The organism is Brevundimonas sp. CEF1, from assembly GCF_051353055.1.
GTDB lineage: Bacteria > Pseudomonadota > Alphaproteobacteria > Caulobacterales > Caulobacteraceae > Brevundimonas.
In genome coordinates this window covers 1382276-1402997 of sequence record NZ_CP195593.1, presented here as the reverse complement: position 1 = coordinate 1402997, position 20722 = coordinate 1382276, and the positions used below count along the sequence as shown (strand labels likewise).

At 64.6% G+C, this 20722-nt stretch carries 16 protein-coding genes; 2 read left to right on the top strand and 14 right to left on the bottom strand.

Features of this window, described 5'->3' with window-relative positions; genetic code table 11:
• Positions 1 to 2: 2 nt before the first annotated feature.
• The 7 genes from ACR9FL_RS07300 to ACR9FL_RS07270 form a co-directional block, all read right to left on the bottom strand.
• A complete protein-coding gene (locus ACR9FL_RS07300) occupies positions 3 to 89 on the bottom strand; it encodes a potassium-transporting ATPase subunit F (RefSeq protein ID WP_366871977.1) in 87 nt (28 codons plus the stop codon).
• A 424-nt stretch (positions 90 to 513) separates the two neighbouring features.
• Positions 514 to 1800 carry an efflux RND transporter periplasmic adaptor subunit gene (locus ACR9FL_RS07295; RefSeq protein WP_436357875.1) on the bottom strand — a complete coding sequence of 429 codons (1287 nt, stop codon included), beginning with the start codon at positions 1798 to 1800 and terminating at the stop codon, positions 514 to 516.
• The gene (locus ACR9FL_RS07290) at positions 1776 to 3191 is read right to left on the bottom strand and encodes a TolC family protein (RefSeq protein WP_436358131.1); all 1416 of its coding nucleotides are present in this window, start codon (positions 3189 to 3191) and stop codon (positions 1776 to 1778) included. Before ACR9FL_RS07290 ends, ACR9FL_RS07295 begins: the two co-directional genes overlap by 25 nt.
• A gap of 58 nt (positions 3192 to 3249) precedes the next feature.
• Positions 3250 to 4425: an ABC transporter permease gene (locus tag ACR9FL_RS07285; protein ID WP_436357874.1), complete on the bottom strand. Its 1176-nt coding sequence runs from the start codon at positions 4423 to 4425 to the stop codon at positions 3250 to 3252.
• Positions 4422 to 5006 carry an ABC transporter ATP-binding protein gene (locus ACR9FL_RS07280; RefSeq protein ID WP_436357873.1) on the bottom strand — a complete coding sequence of 195 codons (585 nt, stop codon included), beginning with the start codon at positions 5004 to 5006 and terminating at the stop codon, positions 4422 to 4424. Before ACR9FL_RS07280 ends, ACR9FL_RS07285 begins: the two co-directional genes overlap by 4 nt.
• 371 nt (positions 5007 to 5377) lie before the next feature.
• Positions 5378 to 5896 (bottom strand): hypothetical protein, encoded by a 519-nt coding sequence (locus ACR9FL_RS07275; RefSeq protein ID WP_296173432.1) that lies wholly within the window; start codon positions 5894 to 5896, stop codon positions 5378 to 5380.
• 86 nt (positions 5897 to 5982) lie between these two features.
• Positions 5983 to 8940, bottom strand: coding sequence for a TonB-dependent receptor (locus tag ACR9FL_RS07270; protein ID WP_436357872.1), 2958 nt, complete (start codon positions 8938 to 8940; stop codon positions 5983 to 5985).
• 224 nt (positions 8941 to 9164) lie between these two features.
• Here ACR9FL_RS07270 and ACR9FL_RS07265 point away from each other — a divergent pair, with 224 nt between their 5' ends.
• Both ACR9FL_RS07265 and ACR9FL_RS07260 read left to right on the top strand, forming a co-directional pair.
• Positions 9165 to 10841 carry an FAD-binding dehydrogenase gene (locus tag ACR9FL_RS07265; protein WP_436357871.1) on the top strand — a complete coding sequence of 559 codons (1677 nt, stop codon included), beginning with the start codon at positions 9165 to 9167 and terminating at the stop codon, positions 10839 to 10841.
• Positions 10842 to 10865: 24 nt separating this feature from the next.
• Positions 10866 to 11744, top strand: coding sequence for a bile acid:sodium symporter family protein (locus tag ACR9FL_RS07260; RefSeq protein WP_436357870.1), 879 nt, complete (start codon positions 10866 to 10868; stop codon positions 11742 to 11744).
• A 3-nt stretch (positions 11745 to 11747) separates the two neighbouring features.
• Here the strand turns inward: ACR9FL_RS07260 and ACR9FL_RS07255 are convergent, their stop codons facing one another.
• The 7 genes from ACR9FL_RS07255 to ACR9FL_RS07225 all read right to left on the bottom strand — a co-directional run bounded on the left by ACR9FL_RS07255 (position 11748) and on the right by ACR9FL_RS07225 (position 20707).
• Positions 11748 to 13484 carry an AMP-binding protein gene (locus tag ACR9FL_RS07255; protein WP_436357869.1) on the bottom strand — a complete coding sequence of 579 codons (1737 nt, stop codon included), beginning with the start codon at positions 13482 to 13484 and terminating at the stop codon, positions 11748 to 11750.
• Complete coding sequence (locus tag ACR9FL_RS07250; protein WP_436357868.1) at positions 13481 to 14767, bottom strand: acetyl-CoA C-acetyltransferase; 1287 nt, start codon at positions 14765 to 14767, stop codon at positions 13481 to 13483. Before ACR9FL_RS07250 ends, ACR9FL_RS07255 begins: the two co-directional genes overlap by 4 nt.
• Positions 14761 to 15654: a MaoC family dehydratase gene (locus ACR9FL_RS07245; RefSeq protein WP_436357867.1), complete on the bottom strand. Its 894-nt coding sequence runs from the start codon at positions 15652 to 15654 to the stop codon at positions 14761 to 14763. Before ACR9FL_RS07245 ends, ACR9FL_RS07250 begins: the two co-directional genes overlap by 7 nt.
• A complete protein-coding gene (locus ACR9FL_RS07240) occupies positions 15651 to 16991 on the bottom strand; it encodes a 3-oxoacyl-ACP reductase (RefSeq protein ID WP_436357866.1) in 1341 nt (446 codons plus the stop codon). The genes ACR9FL_RS07245 and ACR9FL_RS07240 overlap by 4 nt, the downstream gene beginning before the upstream one ends.
• Positions 16991 to 19489: an acyl-CoA dehydrogenase gene (locus ACR9FL_RS07235; RefSeq protein ID WP_296173453.1), complete on the bottom strand. Its 2499-nt coding sequence runs from the start codon at positions 19487 to 19489 to the stop codon at positions 16991 to 16993. The genes ACR9FL_RS07240 and ACR9FL_RS07235 overlap by 1 nt, the downstream gene beginning before the upstream one ends.
• Before the next feature lie 79 nt (positions 19490 to 19568).
• Complete coding sequence (locus tag ACR9FL_RS07230) at positions 19569 to 20000, bottom strand: DUF2147 domain-containing protein (RefSeq protein ID WP_296173455.1); 432 nt, start codon at positions 19998 to 20000, stop codon at positions 19569 to 19571.
• The gene (locus ACR9FL_RS07225; protein ID WP_296173457.1) at positions 19997 to 20707 is read right to left on the bottom strand and encodes a Coq4 family protein; all 711 of its coding nucleotides are present in this window, start codon (positions 20705 to 20707) and stop codon (positions 19997 to 19999) included. The genes ACR9FL_RS07230 and ACR9FL_RS07225 overlap by 4 nt, the downstream gene beginning before the upstream one ends.
• Positions 20708 to 20722 lie beyond the last annotated feature (15 nt).

Below are 20722 nucleotides of genomic sequence, written 5' to 3'. Positions count from 1 at the left end.
GCTCAGAACCGCTCAGGGCGCAGCAGGGCCGCGACCATATAGCCGGCGATGACCAGGGCGCCGGCGCCCCACAGGACGTTCAGCACCATGTCACAACCTCTTCAACGCAGCAGCGAGGGCGGCGAAGACCAGAAAGGCCCCGCCGCCGATCGCCAGATAGATCACATCGGCCATGCCGAAAGCCTCCAGCTCAGTGAGAGCCGGAAGAGACGCCTTGAGGGCCTAAGCGGGCCATGCGGAAAGCGCCGCCGCGCATAAGGCGCGCATAAAGCCGCCCTTAGGCTCGCCTTATGCCGAACCGGCAAGACAGTATCGTCCGATTAGGATCAGTCACGCTTTCATGGCTGTGAAAGGAACTCGCCATGAGCTGATCCAGTCTTCTGAAGCAATCCATGATCGCCCCTCCAGAAATCCGGCGCGCCGTGCGTCGGGCGGATGACGATGGTGCTGGCGCGACAACCTGGCCCAGCGCCACCCGGACGCCGCCGACATCCTGACGGCCTAGGCCCAGCCCTAGCTCTGCGGCGGCACGGTCCAGAACACCCGGTCTCCGGGCTTGAGACCGGACAGGACCTCCACCCCGTCCGGACCGACCCGTCCCAGGCCGATCACGCGACGCCGCGGTTGGGCTTCGCCCGTCGACTGCGCCATCACCCAGGCCTCCGGCGCAGCGCCCTGAACAGCCAGGGGCGGGACGATCATCGTCGAAGGGTTCTCATAGGCGACGACGGCGATATTGGCGGTCATGCCGATGCGGACATTGCGCGCCGCGGCTTCGGACAGCGGGTCCAGGCGGACACGCGCCGCAAAACTGGCCTTGCCTGACCCTGGCGTCGCATCAGCCTCCCCAGCCACGCCCGTCACGACGCCGCTCAGCACCTGCCCGCCGAAGCCCGGCCCTGTAACCACGGCCTTCTGGCCGGGCGTGACCGCATTCAGGTCGGACTCGTCCAGGGTGAAGACCACGTCCAGACCGCCCGCGCTGGCGATAACGCCAAGCAACTGCCCCTTGGAGACACGCCCGCCGGCATGGACGCCCTGATCGCCCGTTTCGCCCCCCTGATCGGGCCGCACGACGACCCCGGCCTCTGGCGTCCGAATAACCGCACCTTCGGCGCCACCGACCGAGGCGTAACGCGACCGCGCCGCCTCTCGCTGCAAGAGGGCGATGCGACGATCGCCGCCCTGACCGCGACGCGCGGTCTCAACCCGATCTTCGCGCGCCACGGCCAGATTGGTCTGGCGCTGGCGGCGCTGCTGCAGCAGGCTGTCGTATTCGCTGCGCGGCACCAGACCGCGATCAAACAGGGCCTTGGTTTCCGCCAGCTTGGTCTCAAGATCGCTCAAATCGTCTTCGGCGGCGATGACGGCGCGAGCAGCCCGACGCATCTCCGGCCCCTGCTCCCAGTTCTCCATCCTGCGCGCCTCTTCCTCGGCCTTCAGCCAGGCGCTCTCGGCTTCCGCCCGGCTGCGACTGACGTCGGCGGGGTCCAACTCGATCAACACCTGCCCAGCCTCGACCTGATCGCCGTAGGCGAAATTCACCCGCAGCGCCACGGCGTCGAACGGCGCGGTCAGATCGATCCGATCTCCCGGAGCGATCCGCCCGGTGAAGTTGGCCGACACGACGAAAGGCGCCGGCTGCACCACCATGCTTTGTTCGGCCTGCGCCTCGCCCGCATCCTTGTCCCCACCCTGCGTCATGCCGAGCAAGAAGCCGCCGCCGAGGACGACCGCCACGCCGGCGTAGAGCCACCGTCGCCGCGGCAGGCCGGCTAGTCGTTCAAGGAAATGCGCCATGTCTCGAGCGTGCTCCCGATTTGCTGATCAAGCGCCGTCAGCGCGTTGAGATAGGCGATGTTGGCCGACAACTGCTGAACATCGGCAGCTCGCAGGTCGGCCTGCAAGGACAGAACCTCGAAGTTCGAGGCCCTGCCAAAGCGCAGGCGTTCCTGGCCGATCTCAAGCGCCCGTTCGGACAGGGCTCGCGCACGCCGCGCCGCCTCCACCTGAAGCCAGTTGGCCTCGACCGACTGAACGGCGTCCAGCACCTGGCTTTCCACCGACTGTTTCAGTTCTTCAAACGCCAGTTCGGCGGTCTGCATTCCCGTCTCTGCCGCAAGCCAGTTCTGACGTCGTGACAGGTCGCCTATCGGAATATTCAGCCGCAGCCCGACCCTCGTGTCCGTTTCACGGAATTGGTCAAAGAAGCGAGGACCGTCGTCCCGCGCAGCCGAGGCCTGCAGCGACACATCCCAGAGCCGTTGATTGCGCGCCACGATCAACGCCTGACGCATCTGCTCCAGCGACTTGCGTTGCGCCAGAAGATCAATACGCGAAGCAAACGCCGCGGCTAGCGCACTGTTCTGATCGACCTCGACGCGCGTCGCCGTCATCGGCTCAACCGCCACGACATTGGTTCGGGAGTTGAGAGCCAACAACTGCAGAAGCCCCAGTTGGGCCGAAACCACCTGCTGGCGGGCCTGAAGGACGGCGACTTCCTGATTGGCGACGCCGGACTCGGTCTGGACGATGTCCGACTCGGCCATCCGCCCCGCCGCGATCAAGGCCCGATTGGTTTCGAGCAGAGCGCGAGTTCTTTCCAGAGATTCTTCGGCCAAACGCACCTGCTCCTGCGTCTGGATCAAACCACGATAAGAGGTGATGACAGTGCTGACGGTGCCGGCGACCGTGGCCTCTAACTGCAGGCGATTGATCTCTTCCTGCAGACGAGCGATGCGGACGGGGGCCATGTTGACTGCCAGACCGGCTCCGCGCAGCAAGGGCTGATTCAGACTGACGCCCGCCGTCTCATAGGAAAAACCGTCGTCGGTCAGCGGATCGGCCTGCGCCCAAACAAACTCGACCGTTCCTCCCAGCGGCGTGCGCCATGACGCCGAAGGACTGATGATGGCCTCGCCCTGAGCCTTACCATCGTTACGACGCTGCACCACCTCAAGGCCGATTGCTCCTTGCGGTACAAAGGCCCGCTCGGCCACGCGCAGATCAAAGCGCTGGACCACCCGCTGCAGGTAGGCTGAACGAATGTCGCGATTGTAGCGCAAAGCCAAGGCGACGGCCTCATCCAGCGTCAGCTCCAGCGCCGCGCCCGTCGGAACGGGCGTCCCCGACGGCAGAACCACAGGTGAAACTGGCCTGGGCATAGCCTGCGATCGGGCTTCAGTCGCCACGACCGCCACGACCGCCACGACCGCCACGACGCTCGACAGGCCGAGCCACAACAGAATTCTACCCCCCACGCAGAGCCTCTATCGGTTGAATGCGCGATGCGGCGATGGCGGGATAGAGACCGAACACCAGCCCGACGCCTGTCGCCACCCCCGCTCCCAGCAACAGGACCGTCCAACTCACTGCAAAGTCAAAGGGCAGAAACAGGGTCGCCAACCAGGTCATCCCAACCCCCAGCCCATCGCCCAGCAGCCCGCCGCCCAGAGCCAGAACCACAGCCTCGATCAGAAACATCATGCGGATCTCGCCAGGCGTCGCGCCAATGGCGGCGCGAAGGCCGATTTCGCGCCGGCGCTCCATGACCGTCATCAGCATGACGTTCATGACTCCCACCCCACCGACCAGAAGCGAGATAGAGCCGATCGCCACCAGGATGCCCCCCAGCATGGCCATCTGCTTCTTCATGGCCTCAATCATGGTCTTGGCGTCCTGCACGCGGACGGGCGCCTGGGGCGTTGAAAGGGCGGCCGTATAGCGTGCCACAGCGGCGGCCGTATCCGCCTCGGGTCGAAGTCGGATCATCGCGCCCGTGGCGCCGTCGCCCGGAAGAATTCGACGGGCGCAGGCCAGAGGAATGAGCACGGCGCTATCGAACTGAATAGGGCTGAGCGCCTGCGGCGGCACGGCGGTCAGCGTCCCCACAACGGTAAAACCATAAGCTCCCAGGTGAACCACGCTGCCCGGCCCGACAGCCGCACCGGGGACCGACAAGTCCACAGTCACCTTCTGCCCCAGGACCGCGACAGAGCTGCAGTCATCCACTTCACGCAGCATCCGCCCGGCGGAAATCGTCAGACCGGCCATGTCGACAATGGCGGGCGTCACCCCCACTGCCATCACGCTGCTGGCCTTTTCTCCCGCGAAGGCGTCCAGGCTCGTCACCGCGAAGGGAGCCGCCATGACGGCGAACTGATCCTGGCGCACTAGGGCCTCGGTCAACAGAGGATCAAAGGTTCCAGCCCCCTCGCTCTGCACGGACAGGACCTCCACGCCTGTCTGTCGAAAGCTCTTCATCGCTTCCAACTGCGCAATATGGGCGATGTTCATCAGGGCGACGATGGACGCCGAACCAATGACGACGCCCAGAAGCGCCAGAACGGAACGGCGGCCCTGGCCGCGCAGATTGGCCAACGCTTCCAGCGCCAACTCAGCCAGACCGACGCCCCTGCCCTTCACCCCGCCTCCCCCAGCGGCAGAACCCGTCCATCGCGGATTTCGATCACCCTATCGCAAAGCTTGGCCATGTCACGGTCGTGCGTGACCATCAGAATGGTGACGCCCAGGTCGCCATTCAGCGCGCGCAGCAGATCCATGACCTGCAACCCCGTCACGCTGTCCAGGTTTCCCGTCGGTTCGTCCGCCAGGATCAGGCGCGGCTCCCCCACAAGAGCGCGCGCGATGGCCACTCGCTGACGCTGACCGCCCGACATCTGCTCCGGTCGATGATCAACTCGATCAGAGAGGCCGACACGCTCGAGTATGTTCAAGGCCCGCGCCTTGCGCTCGGCTCGCCCCACGCCGCGATGAAACAGCGGCAAGGCCACGTTCTCCCAAGCCGTCAGGCGTGACAGCAGATGAAAGGACTGAAAAACGAAACCGATCAGTTCATTGCGAAGGCGAGCCGCGTCGGTAGCGTTGAGAGCAGAGACTAACCGGTCATCGACGAGTATCTGACCGCTATCAGCTTCATCCAGAAGACCTATTAAATTGAGAAGCGTGCTTTTCCCAGAACCCGACGGCCCAACCAAAGCAGCCAAGGTTCCAGCTTCAAGTCTTAATGATACCCCATCAAGAACGGGCGCTTCGCCAAGCACATAGGATTTGCAAACACTATCCACTAAAAGCACGACTAATACGTCTCCGCGCAAGTGACATACAGGCTATGCTTGATGATTAGATAACAGCTCATGCCGCACAATCGCTACATAACGGCGACCATGAACGACCTAATCAACGTACGCTCCACAGAAATTCCAATCGTTTCCGAAAGTAGTAACCGCGCTCAACCCAAGCAATGCCATGAACCCTATGCGGCGCATCAGCTTCTGAAAACCTCACGACGGACTGCGTTAGAATTAAAAGAGGTGCAGCCAAGCCATGCTTGACTGCACCTCCTTCGAGCGATGGCCTACGGAGTAGCCGTAATGCCCGGCACGTTCAGGTTGACCGAAACCGTGCAGTTCGGCGGGCTGGTGGACCCGCTAACGACCGGGATCGTGCCGCTACCGATGAACTTCGACGGCGAACCATTGGTGAAAGTGCCATTGACCCAACCCTCGCAGAGAGATCCGGAAATGGTCAGAGCACTGACGAAGATACGAGCAGAATAGGTCCCACCCGAACCCGACAGAACCTCAACCTTCCAGGGCGCGTACGACGGAACACTTACCGCGCCGCAAGGAATAAGAGGGGCAAACGGACGAGTGACGCCACTCACACTTTGCGAAGCATTGCTAGATGTCGCCTTAGTTTGCACCTTAATATCACCTGCTGCAATAGTACAGCTAAGCGATACGGTATGAGACAAAGCAGCCGTGCCAGAAATATTACTAGTAAAATTATTAGGTGTAAAAGTTTGAGCTGAAGCAGAAGCAGGCACAATAGCAAAAACAGTAAGCGCGCCAAACGCGCAGACCAGATTTTTCATCTTACCCTCCTAGCATTTAACAAAAACAACCAATTAAGATTGCACAATCAACATAAAACAATAACCCAAGATTGCAAGAAACAAATTTAGAATCTTGCTGATAGACTCAAACCAATTAGCCGTGGATCAGTCGTGAAGACATTTGTTGTTAACATTGAGTCATCGCTATTGGTAAATGCGTCAACGATAGAAGTTTCGTCTAGAACATTCTTGACATACGCCTGAATAACAAGATTTTTTTCAGGATTCTCTAAGGTAAGAGAGATGTTAAGGTTATCCCAAGCCCGAATTCGATCGTATTCAGAGTTGTAAACTCTGAAATAACTCGATGATTGACGATAATAATCAATCCTTGGCACCACCTCCCATGCACCGACATTAAACTCGTATTGAACGCCGACACTGGCCGTGACGCGAGGAGAGTTGGGGAATTCATTTCCGCTCAGATCGGCCGCAAAGCCGCGCCCTCCATTGGGCGCATCCTCAAAGGGATTGTAGGTAATTCCGAGGTACTGCCAGAACGGGAATGTAGAGGGGAAGGCGGGATCATAAGATCCATTCCGGCTGCTCCCGCCGCAAAGAGCAGACAGCGCATAAGGCGAGAACAACGTCCCCAGGAAGGACGAGAAGATGGTTTCGACGTGAGCCTTCGGCGCTATGCAGTTCGAAGGAACCTGAATCCAGGGACGCAAAACAACCCAATCAGGATTGCCCTGGGTTCGGTTCATCACATCAATGGAGCTCTCGCCATCAGCAATGCGCGTTTTGAGAAGACCCACATTGGCGTCCACCCTCAACCGATCAATCGGCCGCCAAATCGTTTCAAACTCAAGACCATAGGCTGAAGCATCAAAATTCTCGTTGAACGAAATTCTATCGACAATTTGAGAAATCTGATAGTCAGAATAGTCATAATAGAATGCTGTTGTATTAAACCTGAAGCTGCCGCTTGAATTTTGGTACTTGAGACCAACCTCAAATGCATTGACGTACTCAGGCTCGAACGTTTCACCCAGGGGCTGATACTGAACCACGGACTCATTTAAATCGGCCCTGGGAGGATTCGCCCCGCCCCCCTTATATCCTCGACTGTAGGAGGCGTAGAGCAGGCTGTTCTCGTTCAACTTCCAGTCAAAGACTGCTCGTCCCGTCAAGGCCTGCCAATTTTGAACAATATCCGGCATAGCCGGGTATCCGGATACGACGTTGCCACCCGTGACGCTACCGTAACCCAAGCTATCATCGCTCCCCAAAAGAAGCTGGCTCGGATATGGCGTAAATACCTTTTTATCGTCCGTGTAGCGCAATCCAATTGTTAGCTTATGAACAGGGCTCAGGTCGAAATAACCCTCCCCGAACAAGGCAAATGATTTCGTTACCGATTCATTCTTACTTCTAAAATAGTTGTGACCATCACCATTAAGGTTCGATAAGTCAGAGTAATCAACCCCAACACACTCGCCATTGGAGCCGTCAATACATCCGCGCGTAATAAGAGATTCATTCTCGAAATTAGGAACTCGATTGTAGAAATATTCAGCAAGGAATGAGAACACATTATTGAATACGAAATAGTCGTCTTTTGTTTTAAATTTCGTATAATTTGCACCAATGCTATAGTTGAAAAATTCATTTCCTACAGATTGAATTCTGAACTCTTGGTAGAACTGGCTATTCTCTGAGCGGCTCAGATCTGCCGATTCCATACGCGACGACAGACCCAACTGCGGATCGTTATAAAATCCACCACGCAGAGCGACGGACTCAAGAGGATCTCCAAAAATACCGTAAAGATTATCAGTACTGTTGAAAACGTTATTTGTGATGTATCTATTATAGTCCTGCGTCGACCAATAACTATCTTCTGTATAAAGAGTTTGAGAATACAGAGTGATATTATCACTAATATCGAAGCGCAAATTTAGCTGGAATATATCATTATCGGCGACGAATTTTGGATTGTAGCTGGTCGATATTTCACGAAGATTTCGAGATTGAGCCAGACCTTCATAAGGGTCTATTCCTGCAGGTGATGCATATACAGGAGCGCCGCCAAGATCCGGGTGTTGATAGCCGATCCCGATGCCACTCAAGATCAACATCTGGGAAAGCCCCAAGCCGTTGGGAACGCCATAGGCAGCGTCATCATACAGAGAGCCAGGCAAGCAGCCCTGACTCATCCGCCCCCGGTCAGCCAGGGTCGGGATATCGACGTTTCCAACCCGGGCGGGTCCCTCATCCCGCGTACACAGGTTCTTGCCCGTCCTCGACCGATTATCGTCCTCGCCGAAGTGCTCCCAGATCAGGGTGGCGTTGAACCTGTCATTCGGCTCCCACGCCGCTGAAAGGCGGGTGGAATAGAGATCCCGTCCATTCACATGTGACTCTGTGAAAGTATTGTAGTCAAAGCCGTCGCGCTTGGTCATTGACGCCGCGCCACGCACCCAGAAGTTTTCAGCGAGGGGGATGTTGACCATCGCCTGCCCCCGCACAGTGCCATAATTGCCCGTTTCAGCCTTGAGCAAGGCCTCAAAATCGGGACCAGGCAAGTTCGGAATCATGTTGACCACGCCCGCCGTGGCGTTACGCCCGTAAAGCGTGCCTTGCGGTCCGCGCAGGACCTCAACCCGGTTCACGTCCATGTATTCCGACTCGAACAGTCGGTTGCGGATCATAGGGCTATTGTTGAAGCTGACGGCGACCGCCGGATCACTTGACGCTGAAATCGCCTTCGTCCCGATCCCGCGGATCGAGAAATTATACATGCTGAAGTTGTTTTTGGAGAAGCTGACGTTCGGAACCGCCCTCAGCAACTCAGAGCCGCCCTCGATCTTCATCGCATCCAAAGTCTCGGCGGAGAAGGCCGAGACCGCGATCGGCACGTCCTGGATCGATTCCTCGCGCTTCTGGGCCGTGACAATGATGTCCTCGACCGTCGTGGCTCCGCTGTCCGGCGCGGTCTGGGCCAGGGCCGGCGTCGCCATGGTCAATGCAAGAATGGATACAGTCGCGGCCAAGCGCGCATGAACGACCGATGCCGTCATCTAAACCCCTCCCCAGGGAGCGCCCCGTTCCCCAACGGGTCGCAAACGTTTCCACGCCGCCAGTTTCGTTCCACTGACCGGGGCGGCGCCGGCAGCGGTTAGGTCCAGACGATCATGCTACTCACCTATCTGTCAATACATATTGACAGATATGTTCGCCAAAGAAACTCTCGTTTCATATTGACAATTGTGTTAGTCAATTATCGATCTAGACGGGGATGGATATGGACGCGGACGTCATCGTGGTGGGCGGAGGATTGGCCGGTCTGGTCGCCGCCAATGAGCTGGTGCAGGCTGGAAAGCGCGTGGCCCTGGTGGATCAGGAAAACCCGGCCAACCTCGGCGGCCAGGCCTTCTGGTCGTTCGGCGGCCTGTTTCTGGTCAACTCCCCTGAGCAGCGAAAGCTGGGCGTGCGCGACAGCTTCGATCTGGCTTGGCGCGACTGGCGGGGCAGCGCGAGCTGGGACCGTCTGGACGGGCCGCTGGCCGAGGACGAATGGGCGATCCAATGGGCCCGTGCCTATGTCGCGTTCGCCGCCGGCGAGAAGCGGTCCTGGCTGAAACAGCATGGCGTCAGCCTGACCCCCATGGTCGGATGGGCGGAGCGCGGCGGCGGCCAGGCCTTCGGGCACGGCAATTCCGTGCCGCGCTTCCACGTCGCCTGGGGCACGGGGACCGGGGTGTCGGAACCCTTTGCTGATCGCGCGCGGGCGGCGGCTGGGGACGGACGCCTCACCTTTCACCACCGGCGCCGGGTCGATCAGCTGCTGGTCGAGGGTGGGCGCATCGTCGGGGTGACGGGAGCGATCCTGGCCCCGGACACGGCGCTGCGCGGCGCCCCATCAAGCCGTGACGTGGTCGGCGACTTCATCCTCAGGGCCAGCGCCGTCGTCCTGGCGTCTGGCGGCATCGGCGGCGACCATGACAAGGTGCGACGCTTCTGGCCCGAGCGGCTGGGTTCGCCGCCGAAGTCGATGATCACCGGCGTCCCCGCCTATGTCGACGGGCGCATGCTGGACATCGCGGGCGAGGCCGGAGGCCGGCTCGTGAACCGCGACCGCATGTGGCACTACGTCGAGGGGGTGCAGAACTGGGCCCCGATCTGGCCCCGGCACGCCATCCGCATCCTGCCCGGCCCGTCGCCGCTGTGGCTGGACGCTCTGGGGCGGCGGCTGCCCTCGCCCGCCCTGCCCGGCCACGACACCATGGCCACGCTGAAGCATCTGCGCACCACGCCGGATCTGGCCGAACACGACCACTCCTGGTTCATCGTCAGCCAGAAAATCCTCGAGAAGGAGTTCGCCCTTTCGGGGTCGGAGCAGAACCTCGACATCACCGAGCGCAAGTGGCTCAAGGTTCTGATGTCGCGCCTGGGCAAGGGCGCGCCGCCTGCGGTGGACGCCTTCAAGCGACAGGGCGCGGACTTCGTCGTCGCCGATGATCTGGACACCCTGGTCGCCCGGATGAACGCCCTGACCGAGCGGCCCTTGCTGGACCCGGCCTTGATCCGTCGTCAGGTCGAGGATCGCGACGCCCAGATGGACAATCCCTACGCCAAGGATTTCCAGATCATGAGCATCCACAACAGCCGCCGCTATCTGGGCGACCGGCTGGCGCGCACGGCGACGCCGCACCGGCTGCTGGACCCCAGGGCCGGGCCGCTGATCGGGGTCAGGCTGCATGTCCTGACGCGCAAGTCCCTGGGCGGGCTTCAGACCGATCTGTCGAGCCAGGTGCTGAAGGCCGACGGCACGCCGTTCGAGGGACTATACGCCGCAGGCGAGGCTGCGGGCTTCGGCGGCGGCGGATTGCATGGTTACAATGCCCTGGAAGGCACCTTCCTGGGCGGGTGCATCTTCTCGGGCCGGGCGGCGGGACGCGCGCTCGCCGGTCGGGTCTGAGGTTTCTCGGGGGAGGAAAAGACCATGGATTCACCTCTGGCCATGATCGGCCTGCCGGTCGCGCTGGGCGTCATCATGTTCGGCCTGGGGCTGGACCTCACGCCCGGCGACTTCGCCCGCATCGGCAAGCGGCCCAAGGCGGTGGCCGTCGCCCTCGCCTGCCAACTGCTGCTTCTGCCCGCCGTCTGTTTCGGCCTGGTGCTGCTGTTCCGTCTGCCGCCGGTTCTGGCGGTCGGCATGATGTTGCTGGCGGCCTCGCCCGGCGGGACCACGGCCAATCTCTACAGCCACCTGTTCCGGGGCGACGTGGCCCTGAATATCAGCCTGACGGCGATCAACTCGGTCATCGCCGTCCTGACCCTGCCGGTCATCGTCAACCTGTCGATCGCCTGGTTCCAGCCCGGCGACATGACCGTGGGCCTGCAACTGAAGAAGACCATCGAGGTCTTCATGATCGTCCTGGCCCCCGTCTGCCTGGGGATGCTGGTGCGCGGGCTCAGGCCCGGTTTCGCCCGCGCCATGGACAAGCCGGTGCGCCTGGCCTCGGTCGTCATCCTGACCCTGGTGATCGCCGGGGCGGTCGTGTCCAACTTCGCCGTGCTGAAGGACGACTTCATCGCCCTGGCCGGCATCGTCGTCAGCTTCTGCGTCCTCAGCCTGGGCATAGGCTTCATCGTGCCGCGTCTATTCCGCATCAACCGCGAACAGGCGATCGCCAGCGCCTTCGAGGTCGGCCTGCACAACGCCACCCTGGCCATTGTCATCGCCCAGTCGGTGCTGATGGTCCCGGACATGTCCCTGCCCGCCGCCGTCTATGGCGTGCTGATGTTTCCCCTCGCGGCGGTCTTCGGCCTGCTGATCACGCGCAAGCGCTCGCCTCAGGCGACAACGGAAACCGCCTAGACGTCAGCGCAGCTCGCGGCGCAGCACCTTGCCTACCGGCGTCTTGGGCAGGGGTTCGCTGCGGAACTCGACCAGGCGCGGCGTCTTGTAGGCGGTCAGCTGCGCCCGACAGTGGGCGATCAGCATCTCCGCCGTGAGCTCGGGCGAACGCGGTACGACGACGATCTTGATCTTCTCGCCCTGCACCGGGTCAGGCACGCCGACCGCCGCCACCTCCTCGACCAGAGGATGGCTGGCCACCACGTCCTCGATCTCGCCCGGATAGACGTTGAAGCCCGAGACCAGGATCATGTCCTTGATCCGATCCACCAGCCGCACCCGGCCGTCCGCCTGCATCACGCCGACGTCGCCGGTCGCCAGCCAGCCGTCCGCTGAAATAACCTTGGCCGTCTCGTCCGGCCGCTTCCAGTAACCCAGCATGACTTGCGGTCCGCGCACGCACAGTTCGCCCGGCTCGTCGATCCCGGCCCATGTTCCATTGTCGCGGCGCATCCGAACCTCGGTCGAGGGCACCGGCAAGCCGACGGTCCCGTCAAATCCCATGGTCTCGGGATGCTCCAGATCGACCCGCCCGATACAGACCACCGGCGAGGTCTCAGTCAGGCCATAGCCGTCAACCAGCGGCGCGCCCGTCACCGCCTCCCACTCCTCGGCCACCACCTTCTGCGTCGCCATGCCCCCGGCGATGGTCAGCTTCAGATCCGAGAAGTCGCGGTTGCGGAACGCCTCGGTCTTCAACAGGCTGGAGAACAGGGTGTTCAGCCCCGTCATGCCGACGAAACGCTCCTTCCTGAGTATCCATTCCACCCGCTTCGCATCGCGCGGATTGGCGATCAGGATGTTCCTGCCCCCCGCCCCGGTGAACATCATCAGGTTCGCCGTCAGGGAGAAGATATGATAGAGCGGCAGCATGGTGACATTGCCCAGCGGCGCGTTCTGATCGATCTGATCTAGGATCCAGACCCGCCCCTGGATCGTGTTCGCCAGGATGTTGCGGTGGGTCAGCATGGCCCCCTTGGCCACCCCCGACGTGCCCCCGGTATATTGCAGGAAGGCGATGTCCTCCGGCCTGGTCTCGACCGGTTTCAGGGTCAGCCGCCGCGCCCGACGCATCAGCGACTTCCAGCGATGCGCGCCCGGCAAATGGTAGGCCGGAACCAGCTTCTGCACATGGCGCATCATGGCGCTGACGGCGACGCCCTTCAGACCCGGCATCATGTCGCCCATCGACGTCACCACGACGTGGCGGACCTCCGTCCCCTCGCGCGCCAGCTCCAGCGTCCTGGCGAACATGTCCATCACCACGATGGCGACCGCGCCGCTGTCCTTCAGCTGGTGATGCAGTTCGCGCGGCGTGTAGAGCGGATTGACGTTGACCACCACCGCTCCGGCGAACAGCACCCCGAACAGGGCCGTCGGATACTGCAGACCATTGGGCATCATCAGCGCCACCCGGTCGCCTGGCTGGATTCCCACCGACTGCAGCCAGGCCCCAAAGGCCTTGGCCGCCGCCAGCACCTGGCCATAGGTCAGGGCCGTGCCGAGGCTGACATAGCCCGGCCGCTCGGCGAAGCGGCGCGAGTCCGCCTCGAACATCTGCTGCACCGAGGTCCAGCGCGCCAGTTCGTCCTCGATGCGCGGCGGGACCCCCGGACGATATTGCTTCGTCCAGAAGCGTTCGGCCCACAGCCGGTCGGCCTCGGCCGCGGCGGCGAGGCTGAGGGCGTTCGTCCCGCTCATTTCTCCACCACCGCGACCACGCCCTGACCGCCGGCCGCACAGATCGAGATCAGGCCGCGCCCGCCGCCGCGCCGGTTGATCATGGTGGCCAGATTGGCCAGGATGCGCCCGCCGGTCGCCGCAAAGGGATGCCCCGCCGCCAGCGAGCCGCCGTTGACGTTCAGCCGGCTCATGTCGATGGCCCCCGGCGCGCGATCCAGCCCCAGACGGGTGCGGGCGTAGTCCTCGTCCTGCCACGCCTTCAGCGTGCACAGGACTTGGGCCGCAAAGGCCTCGTGGATTTCGTAAAGGTCGAATTCCTGAAGCGTCAGACCGAGTTTGGCCAGCATCCGCGGCACGGCGTAGGCGGGCGCCATCAGCAGCCCCTCGTCGCCCTTGACGAAGTCCACCGCCGCCGTCTCGCCGGTGCGCAGATAGGCCAGAACCGGCAGCCCCCGCGCCTTCGCCCAGTCCTCGCTCGCCAGCAGCACGGTCGAGGCCCCGTCGGTCAGGGGCGTCGAATTGGCCGCCGTCAGCGTGCCGTTGGCGCGGTCGAACACCGGCTTCATCGTCGCCAGCCTCGCCGGGTCGATGTCGGGCCTCAGGTTGTTGTCGCGCTTCAGCCCCCGGAAGGGCGTGACCAGATCGTCGAACAGCCCGGCCTCCCAGGCGGCGGCGGCCTTGCGGTGGCTGGCCACGGCCAGGGCGTCCTGATACTCGCGCGAGATAGCCCAGCGCTTGGCCATCACCTCGCAGCTCTCGCCCATCGACAGGCCGGTGCGCGGCTCGGCGTTGCGCGGCGGCTCGGGCTTGAAGGGGGCGGTCAGACCGGCGCCCAGAAGGGCCTTGATCCGCCCGCCTGTGGTCTTCTCGCGGTTGGCCGCCAGCAAGGCCTTGCGGAACTTCTCATTCAGCCCGATGGGCGCGTCCGAGGTGGTGTCCACCCCGCCGGCGACGCCCACCTCGATCTGGCCCAGGGCGATCTTGTTGGCCACCAGAATGGCCGCCTCCAGCCCCGTGCCGCAGGCCTGGGTCACGTCATAGGTCGGGGTGTCGTGACCGATGGTGGTGTCCAGCAAACTCTCGCGCGTCAGGGCGATGTCGCGCGACAGCTTCAGCACCGCCCCCGCCGCCACCTCGCCCAGCCGCAGGCCGTGCAGGTCGTAGCGGTCGGCCAGACCTTGCAGCGCCGCCGTCAGCATCTCCTGATTGGAAGCCTCGGCATAGGCGGTGTTCGACCGCGCGAAAGGGATGCGGTTGCCGCCCAGAATGGCGACCCGACGCGGCGCGGAAGCGGTCAGCATGCAAGACTATCCTCAGGCGAAAGGGTCAAGCGACCCCGCAGATGGGCGCGCGCCCCTTTGGCGTCGCGCACCTCGAAATCACGGCTCGCGCCGCTCGGTCCCACGTAGAGCCCCGCCTGTCCCGGCAGGAACAGCGGCGCACGAAAGGCCGCCTCGACCTCGGCGGCGTCCAACGGCGTCGGCGGCGACAGGGCGGCCACGGCCCGCGCCTTGGTCCACATCCCATGCGCAATGGCCCGGCGAAACCCGAACAGCCGCGCCCCCAGGGCTGAGGTGTGGATTGGATTGGCGTCGCCCGAAACCCGCGCATAGCGGCGGCCCAGATCAGCCGGAGCCGTCCAGGCCTCGACCAGCCGGTCGGCCTCGTCCCCCGTCAGCACCGGCGCCGGATCGCCCTGACCGGGACGCCCCAGCCGCAGATAGACGCTCGTTCCCTCCCACACCGTCACGCCGTCGCGCACCGCCGTGGTCTCCAGCGTAAAGGCCTGCCCCTTGTCGTGGCTCAGGAACCGGCCCGCCCGCGCCGTCAGCGTCAGCCGGTCGCCGATGTTCAGCCGGGCCTGCTGGCGGATGCGGTTGTGCAGATGCACCAGCCCCATGGCCGGATAGGGAAAGTCCGCCCCCAGCATGATCCGCATCTGTAACGGGAAGGCCAGGATGTGCGGTGCGGTGATCGGCACGCCCTGTTCCGGCGCAAAGCCGCACAGCCGGGCATAGGCGCCAACGGCCTCGGCCCCCAGCCCGACCTCGCGCTGCAGCACCCGGCGCGGCAGCACCGCCTCGCCTCCCTCGGCCCGCAGCATCCCCCGCATCATGCCATTGAGGGCCCCGCCGACCACAGCCGCGCCCGACAGCGGCGCGTCGAACCGCTCGACCGCCGCCGTCATGCGCCCAGCAGGCTCTGACCGCAGACGCGCACCACCTGTCCATTGACCCCGCCCGACGCCGGATCGGCCAGCCAGGCGATGGTCTCGGCCACATCGACCGGACGCCCGCCCTGCCCCATGCTGTTCATCCGCCGTCCCGCCTCGCGAATGGCGAAGGGGATGGCGGCGGTCATCTGGGTCTCGATGAAGCCGGGGGCCACGGCGTTAATGGTGAGCCCCTGCCCCGCCAGTTGCGGCGCCAGCCGCCGCACCGCCCCGATCCAGGCGGCTTTCGACAGGGCGTAGTTGCTCTGCCCCATGTTGCCGGCGATCCCGCTCAACGAGGAGACTGCGATGATCCGACCGTTGGCGCGAATCCCCCCGCCCTCGACCAGGGCGCGGGTGATGGCCAGGGGCGCCGTCAGATTGACCGCCATGACGCTGTCCCACTCGCGCGGCTCCATGCGGGCGATGGTGCGGTCGCGGGTGATGCCCGCATTATGGATCACCACGTCGTAGCCGCCGCGCGCGCCCGCATCAGCCAACAGGACCTCGGCCGCATCGGGCGCCGTGATGTCCAGCGCCAACGCCTCGACGCCGAGTTCCGCCGACAGGGCCGACAGCCCCTCCGCGGCCCCGGCCACGTCCAGGGCGACGACCTGCGCGCCCTCGGCGACGAACAGGCGGGTGATCGCCTCGCCTATGCCGCGCGAGGCGCCGGTGACCAACACGCGTCGTCCCCTGTGCCCCGCCCCCGTTTCCGCCGTCGCGACCGGCGCGCCGACGCGGATCGGCTGGCCCGAGACATAGGCCGAGCGCGGCGACAGCAGGAAGGCCAGCGTGCTTTCCGCAGCACCCTCCGCCCCCGGTGTCACATAGAGCACATGCACGGCGATGCTCCGCCGCGCCTCCTTGGCCAGAGATCTGACAAAGCCCTCCAGCCCGCGCTGGATCGCCTCGCCCTCGGCGTCGGCCATCAGCTCGGGCGGAGTTCCGACCACCACGATCCGCCCATGCTGGGCCACCGAACGGATCGCCTGATGGAAGAAGCGATAGAGGCCCTGAGCTGCGCATGCGTCGGCGCAGTCCGAGGCGTCGAACACCAGCCCGCCATAGCGCACGTCCGGCGACCATTCGGCATGGACCTTTTGCCTAGAGGCCGCAGCCAGACGCTCCAGCGTCGCCGCCATGCGCCCGCCCCCCTCTTCGCCATGGGCAGGCCCGAGCAGCAGAGGCCCGACCAGGCCCGACCCCTCCTCGGCGCGACGTTGCAGCGGCGCGGGACGCGGCAGGCCCAGGGCCCCCGTCAGCCAGCCGCCGACGCCGGAGTTGGCGAAATCCAGATACCGGTCGCTCATCAGGCGGCCTTCTTCGTCGTCGTCTTGCGGAGCGCGGCCTCGGCCGCCTGACGCCGCTCCATCCCGGCGGCCATGTCGAAGTCGGCGGGGAAGTCGTCCACCTGGATCGCCTGATCGGCATAGGTCGCGAAGCGGGCGATGACCGCGCGTTCCTTGGCGCTGATCAGGTCCAGCCCCTCCGCCTCGACGGCCCAGGCGTTCAGCAGGGTCAGGTTCTGCGGCGCGCGGGCGATACGGCCGGCGCGAATGGCGTCCTTCAAACGCCGCTCGATGGCCTCGACCTGCGGATAGAGGTCAAAGGCGACGATGGTCGCGGCGATGGGATCGACCTCGATCCGCGCCGACCAGGACCCGGCGGTCAGGCGGTCCCGCGCCGGTCCATGCCTCTGGATCAATCCGGCCACAGCGGCGGCGCAGGCGTCGTTCGGCCCTGGCGTCCGCAGCCCGAACGGCGCCCCGACCAGCTTCAGGAACAAGGCAGCGCCCCGGTTCGGATGATTGGCCAGCAGGTCGCGCCACGCCGTCCCGGCCCGCGCCAGGGCGTCCTGCGCCGCCCAGTGGACGAAGGGCAGGTCCTCGGCCGGTCGGCCCTCGTCCTCGAACCGCTTCAGCACGCTGGACAGGATGAAGAGCTGGGACAGGATGTCGCCCATCCGCCCGGTCATCGCACCCTTGCGCTTCAAGGCGCCGCCGACGGTGGCCATCGACAGATCCGAGGCCAGGGCCAGCAGGGTCGAGAAGCGGGTGGCCGACCGGTAGTAGCGCCTCAGCTGCGGCGCCGCATTCCACGGCGCGGCGATCAACTGCCCGCCGGTCAGGCTGAAAGCGAAGGCCCGCGCCATGTTGCGGAACAGGAAGCCGACATAGCCGAACAGGGCCACGTCGAACGCCTTGATCTCGTCGTCCCCCGCCGACCGCATCAGCGTCAGGACATAGGGATGGCAGCGGATGGCGCCCTGACCATAGATGATCAGGGTCCGCGTCATGATGTTGGCGCCCTCGACGGTGATGGCGACCGGGATCTGCTGATAGGCGCGGGCCAGGAAATTGCCCGGCCCCATGCAGACGCCCTTGCCGCCGACCACGTCCATGCCCTCGTTGATGACGATGCGGGCGCGCTCGGTGACATGATATTTGGCGATGGCCGAGACGACCGAGGGCTTCTCCCCTTGATCCAGCGCCGCCGCCGCCAGACGCCGCACCGAGTCCGAGGCGTAGAGATGGCCCGCCATCCGGGCCAGAGCCTCCTGCACGCCCTCGAAGGCGCCGATGGGCTGGTTGAACTGGCGACGGATGGCGACGTAGGCGCCGACCATGCCCACGGCCAGCTTGGACATGCCGACATTGGACGACGGCAGGGAGATGGCCCGGCCCGCGGCCAGACACTCCATCAGCATCCGCCAGCCGTTGCCGACCTGCTCGCGCCCGCCGATCACCATCTCCATCGGCACAAAGACGTCGTCGCCGCTGGTCGGGCCGTTCTGGAAGACCGCGTTCAGCGGCCAGTGGCGCCGCCCGATCTTCACCCCCGGATGGTCGCGCGGAATCAGGACGCAGGTGATGCCCGGCTCGGCTTCCCCGCCCAGCAGACCATCGGGATCGGTCGCCCGGAAAGCCAGCCCCAGCACCGTCGCGACGGGGGCCAGGGTGATGTAGCGCTTGCGCCAACTAATGCGGAAACCCAGGGTCTCCTCGCCCTTCCACATCCCCTTGCAGACCACGCCTGTGTCGGTGATCGAGGCCGCGTCGGACCCCGCATAGGGGTTTGTCAGGGCGAAGCAGGGGATTTCCTCGCCGCGCGCCAGGCGCGGCAGATAGTGGTTCTTCTGGTCTTCCGTGCCGTAGTGCAGCAACAGCTCCGCCGGGCCGAGCGAGTTGGGCACCATGACCGAGACCGCCGCCGCCGAGCAGCGCGTCGACAGCTTCTGGATCACCTGGCTGTGGCCATAGGCCGAGAAGCCCAGGCCGCCGTAGGCCTTGGGAATGATCATCCCCAGGAAGCCCTTGTCCTTGGCGTAGGCCCAGGCCTCGGGCGACAGGTCCTGCCAGACCGAGGTGGTCTCCCAGTCGTTGGCCAGATCGCACAGGTGTTCAGTCTCATGGTCGAGGAAGGCCTGCTCCTCGGCCGTCAGCCCCGGCGCGGGCGTGGCCAGCAGCCGCTTCCAGTCCGGCCGACCCGCGAACAGCTCGGCGTCCCACCAGACGTTGCCCGCCTCAACCGCCGCCTGCTCGGTCGGACTCATCTTGGGCATGATCTGGCGGAAGCCCGCCATGGCCGGGCGCGACAGGATGGCGCGACGCAGAGGCGGAACGCTCAGCAACAACAAGATCGGGGCAAGCACCGCCGCCATGATCCCCGCCGTCGTCGGCGCGATCACCTGCGCGCCCCAGCCCGCCGCGATCCAGGCGGCGACGGCCAGCGTCCACGCCGCCATCCGCGCCTGCACGAAGGTCAGGATGAAGGCCCCGAGGGCCAGCGCGCCAATCCAGATCAGCATGGTTCTTTCCTCACGGCCGACACGGTCCCCCCGACGGCCTCTCTCGATTACAAGCGTCGTCCGTCAGGCCGGGTTGCGCTCAGCGCGCCCGCGTCCAGGTCTGGGTCCGGCACAGCATCCGCGCGATGCAGCCCCGCACCGCCAGCCGGTCAGCCTCGACCAGGGTCAGCGTCCCCGTCGCCGCCCCCTGCCCGCTGTCCGGGTCGTAGAGAGGCCCCGCGCTCCAGACCCTCGGCCCGCCCGACGCCGCCCGCACCACCGTCAGCCCCTTGATCGGACGCGAACGCAGCGCCGGGTCGCGGTTGCGCACGTCCCGCTGGTCCGGGTCGGCCCTCAGGGCGGCGGCGTCCGCCACCTTGGCGCACAGACCGGCGCCGCAGCGCTCGATGACGACCACCCCGTTCTGGGCCGGCGTGCGCCAGCGCCCCAGCAGGGCCTCGTCCTGCGCCACGGCGGGCGAGGCGATGATCGCCGCCAGACAGGCCGCCGACGCCCACAGGCCCCGCCTCACCCCTTGCCGCCCTGATAGGCGTTGCGCACCGACGGCGGGACGCGCTGATAGAGGGTCGGCGTCGGGATTTTCAGACGGCGCCGCGCCACGTCCAACGGCTCGGCGAACAGCCGCTCATAGTCCTCGCCCGGCAGCCAGGCGGCGCGGCGGCCGTCACGCCAGGCCTGAAACACCGCCCGCGCGCATGGATAGCCGGTGCGCGCCCGCATGAACTGAACCGCGATGCTGGAGGCGATCAGGCCGAAGCCCGCGCTGCGCGTCTGCGGCAGGGAAAACGCCACCAGGCAGGCCTCGCCCAGAGCATCGGCCTGATAGCCGGTCAGCACGTGCCAGATGTCATGCACGTCGCGCATGCGCCGCGCGAACCAGGCGCGCGGGTGGGCCGCCTCGATCTCGCTGTCGGCCACCTTGCGGCTCTCATCGGCCAGGCCGTAGGCCGAGAAGTTCTGGGCGTCGATGAAGTCGCGATAGGCCGCCCCCACCGATCCCGGCGCGAACTGGTCCAGCCAGGCCCGGTCCTGCAGCCGGTCGGCCAGCTCCAGGCGGCGATAGGCCTGAAGCCCGCCTTCCGGCGTCTTCAGCAACCGGCCATAGCCCCATTCGGGCGAGCGCCCGGACAGGGCGTTCATGATCTCGAACACCTGTTCGGTGTCATCCTTGTCGGCCACCAGGCGGCGCATGGCGCGCAGCGCACGGATCGGTTGCACGCGATGGGCGCCTAC

Bases quoted from the DNA above. Each gene is read 5' to 3' on its own strand.
- ACR9FL_RS07240 (WP_436357866.1), bottom strand. From the start codon at position 16,991: ATGAGCGACCGGTATCTGGATTTCGCCAACTCCGGCGTCGGCGGCTGG.
- ACR9FL_RS07300 (WP_366871977.1), bottom strand. From the start codon at position 89: ATGGTGCTGAACGTCCTGTGGGGCGCCGGCGCCCTGGTCATCGCCGGC.
- ACR9FL_RS07260 (WP_436357870.1), top strand. From the start codon at position 10,866: ATGGATTCACCTCTGGCCATGATCGGCCTGCCGGTCGCGCTGGGCGTC.
- ACR9FL_RS07265 (WP_436357871.1), top strand. From the start codon at position 9,165: ATGGACGCGGACGTCATCGTGGTGGGCGGAGGATTGGCCGGTCTGGTC.
- ACR9FL_RS07275 (WP_296173432.1), bottom strand. From the start codon at position 5,896: ATGAAAAATCTGGTCTGCGCGTTTGGCGCGCTTACTGTTTTTGCTATT.
- ACR9FL_RS07270 (WP_436357872.1), bottom strand. From the start codon at position 8,940: ATGACGGCATCGGTCGTTCATGCGCGCTTGGCCGCGACTGTATCCATT.
- ACR9FL_RS07245 (WP_436357867.1), bottom strand. From the start codon at position 15,654: ATGACGGCGGCGGTCGAGCGGTTCGACGCGCCGCTGTCGGGCGCGGCT.
- ACR9FL_RS07295 (WP_436357875.1), bottom strand. From the start codon at position 1,800: ATGGCGCATTTCCTTGAACGACTAGCCGGCCTGCCGCGGCGACGGTGG.
- ACR9FL_RS07255 (WP_436357869.1), bottom strand. From the start codon at position 13,484: ATGAGCGGGACGAACGCCCTCAGCCTCGCCGCCGCGGCCGAGGCCGAC.
- ACR9FL_RS07235 (WP_296173453.1), bottom strand. From the start codon at position 19,489: ATGCTGATCTGGATTGGCGCGCTGGCCCTCGGGGCCTTCATCCTGACC.
- ACR9FL_RS07250 (WP_436357868.1), bottom strand. From the start codon at position 14,767: ATGCTGACCGCTTCCGCGCCGCGTCGGGTCGCCATTCTGGGCGGCAAC.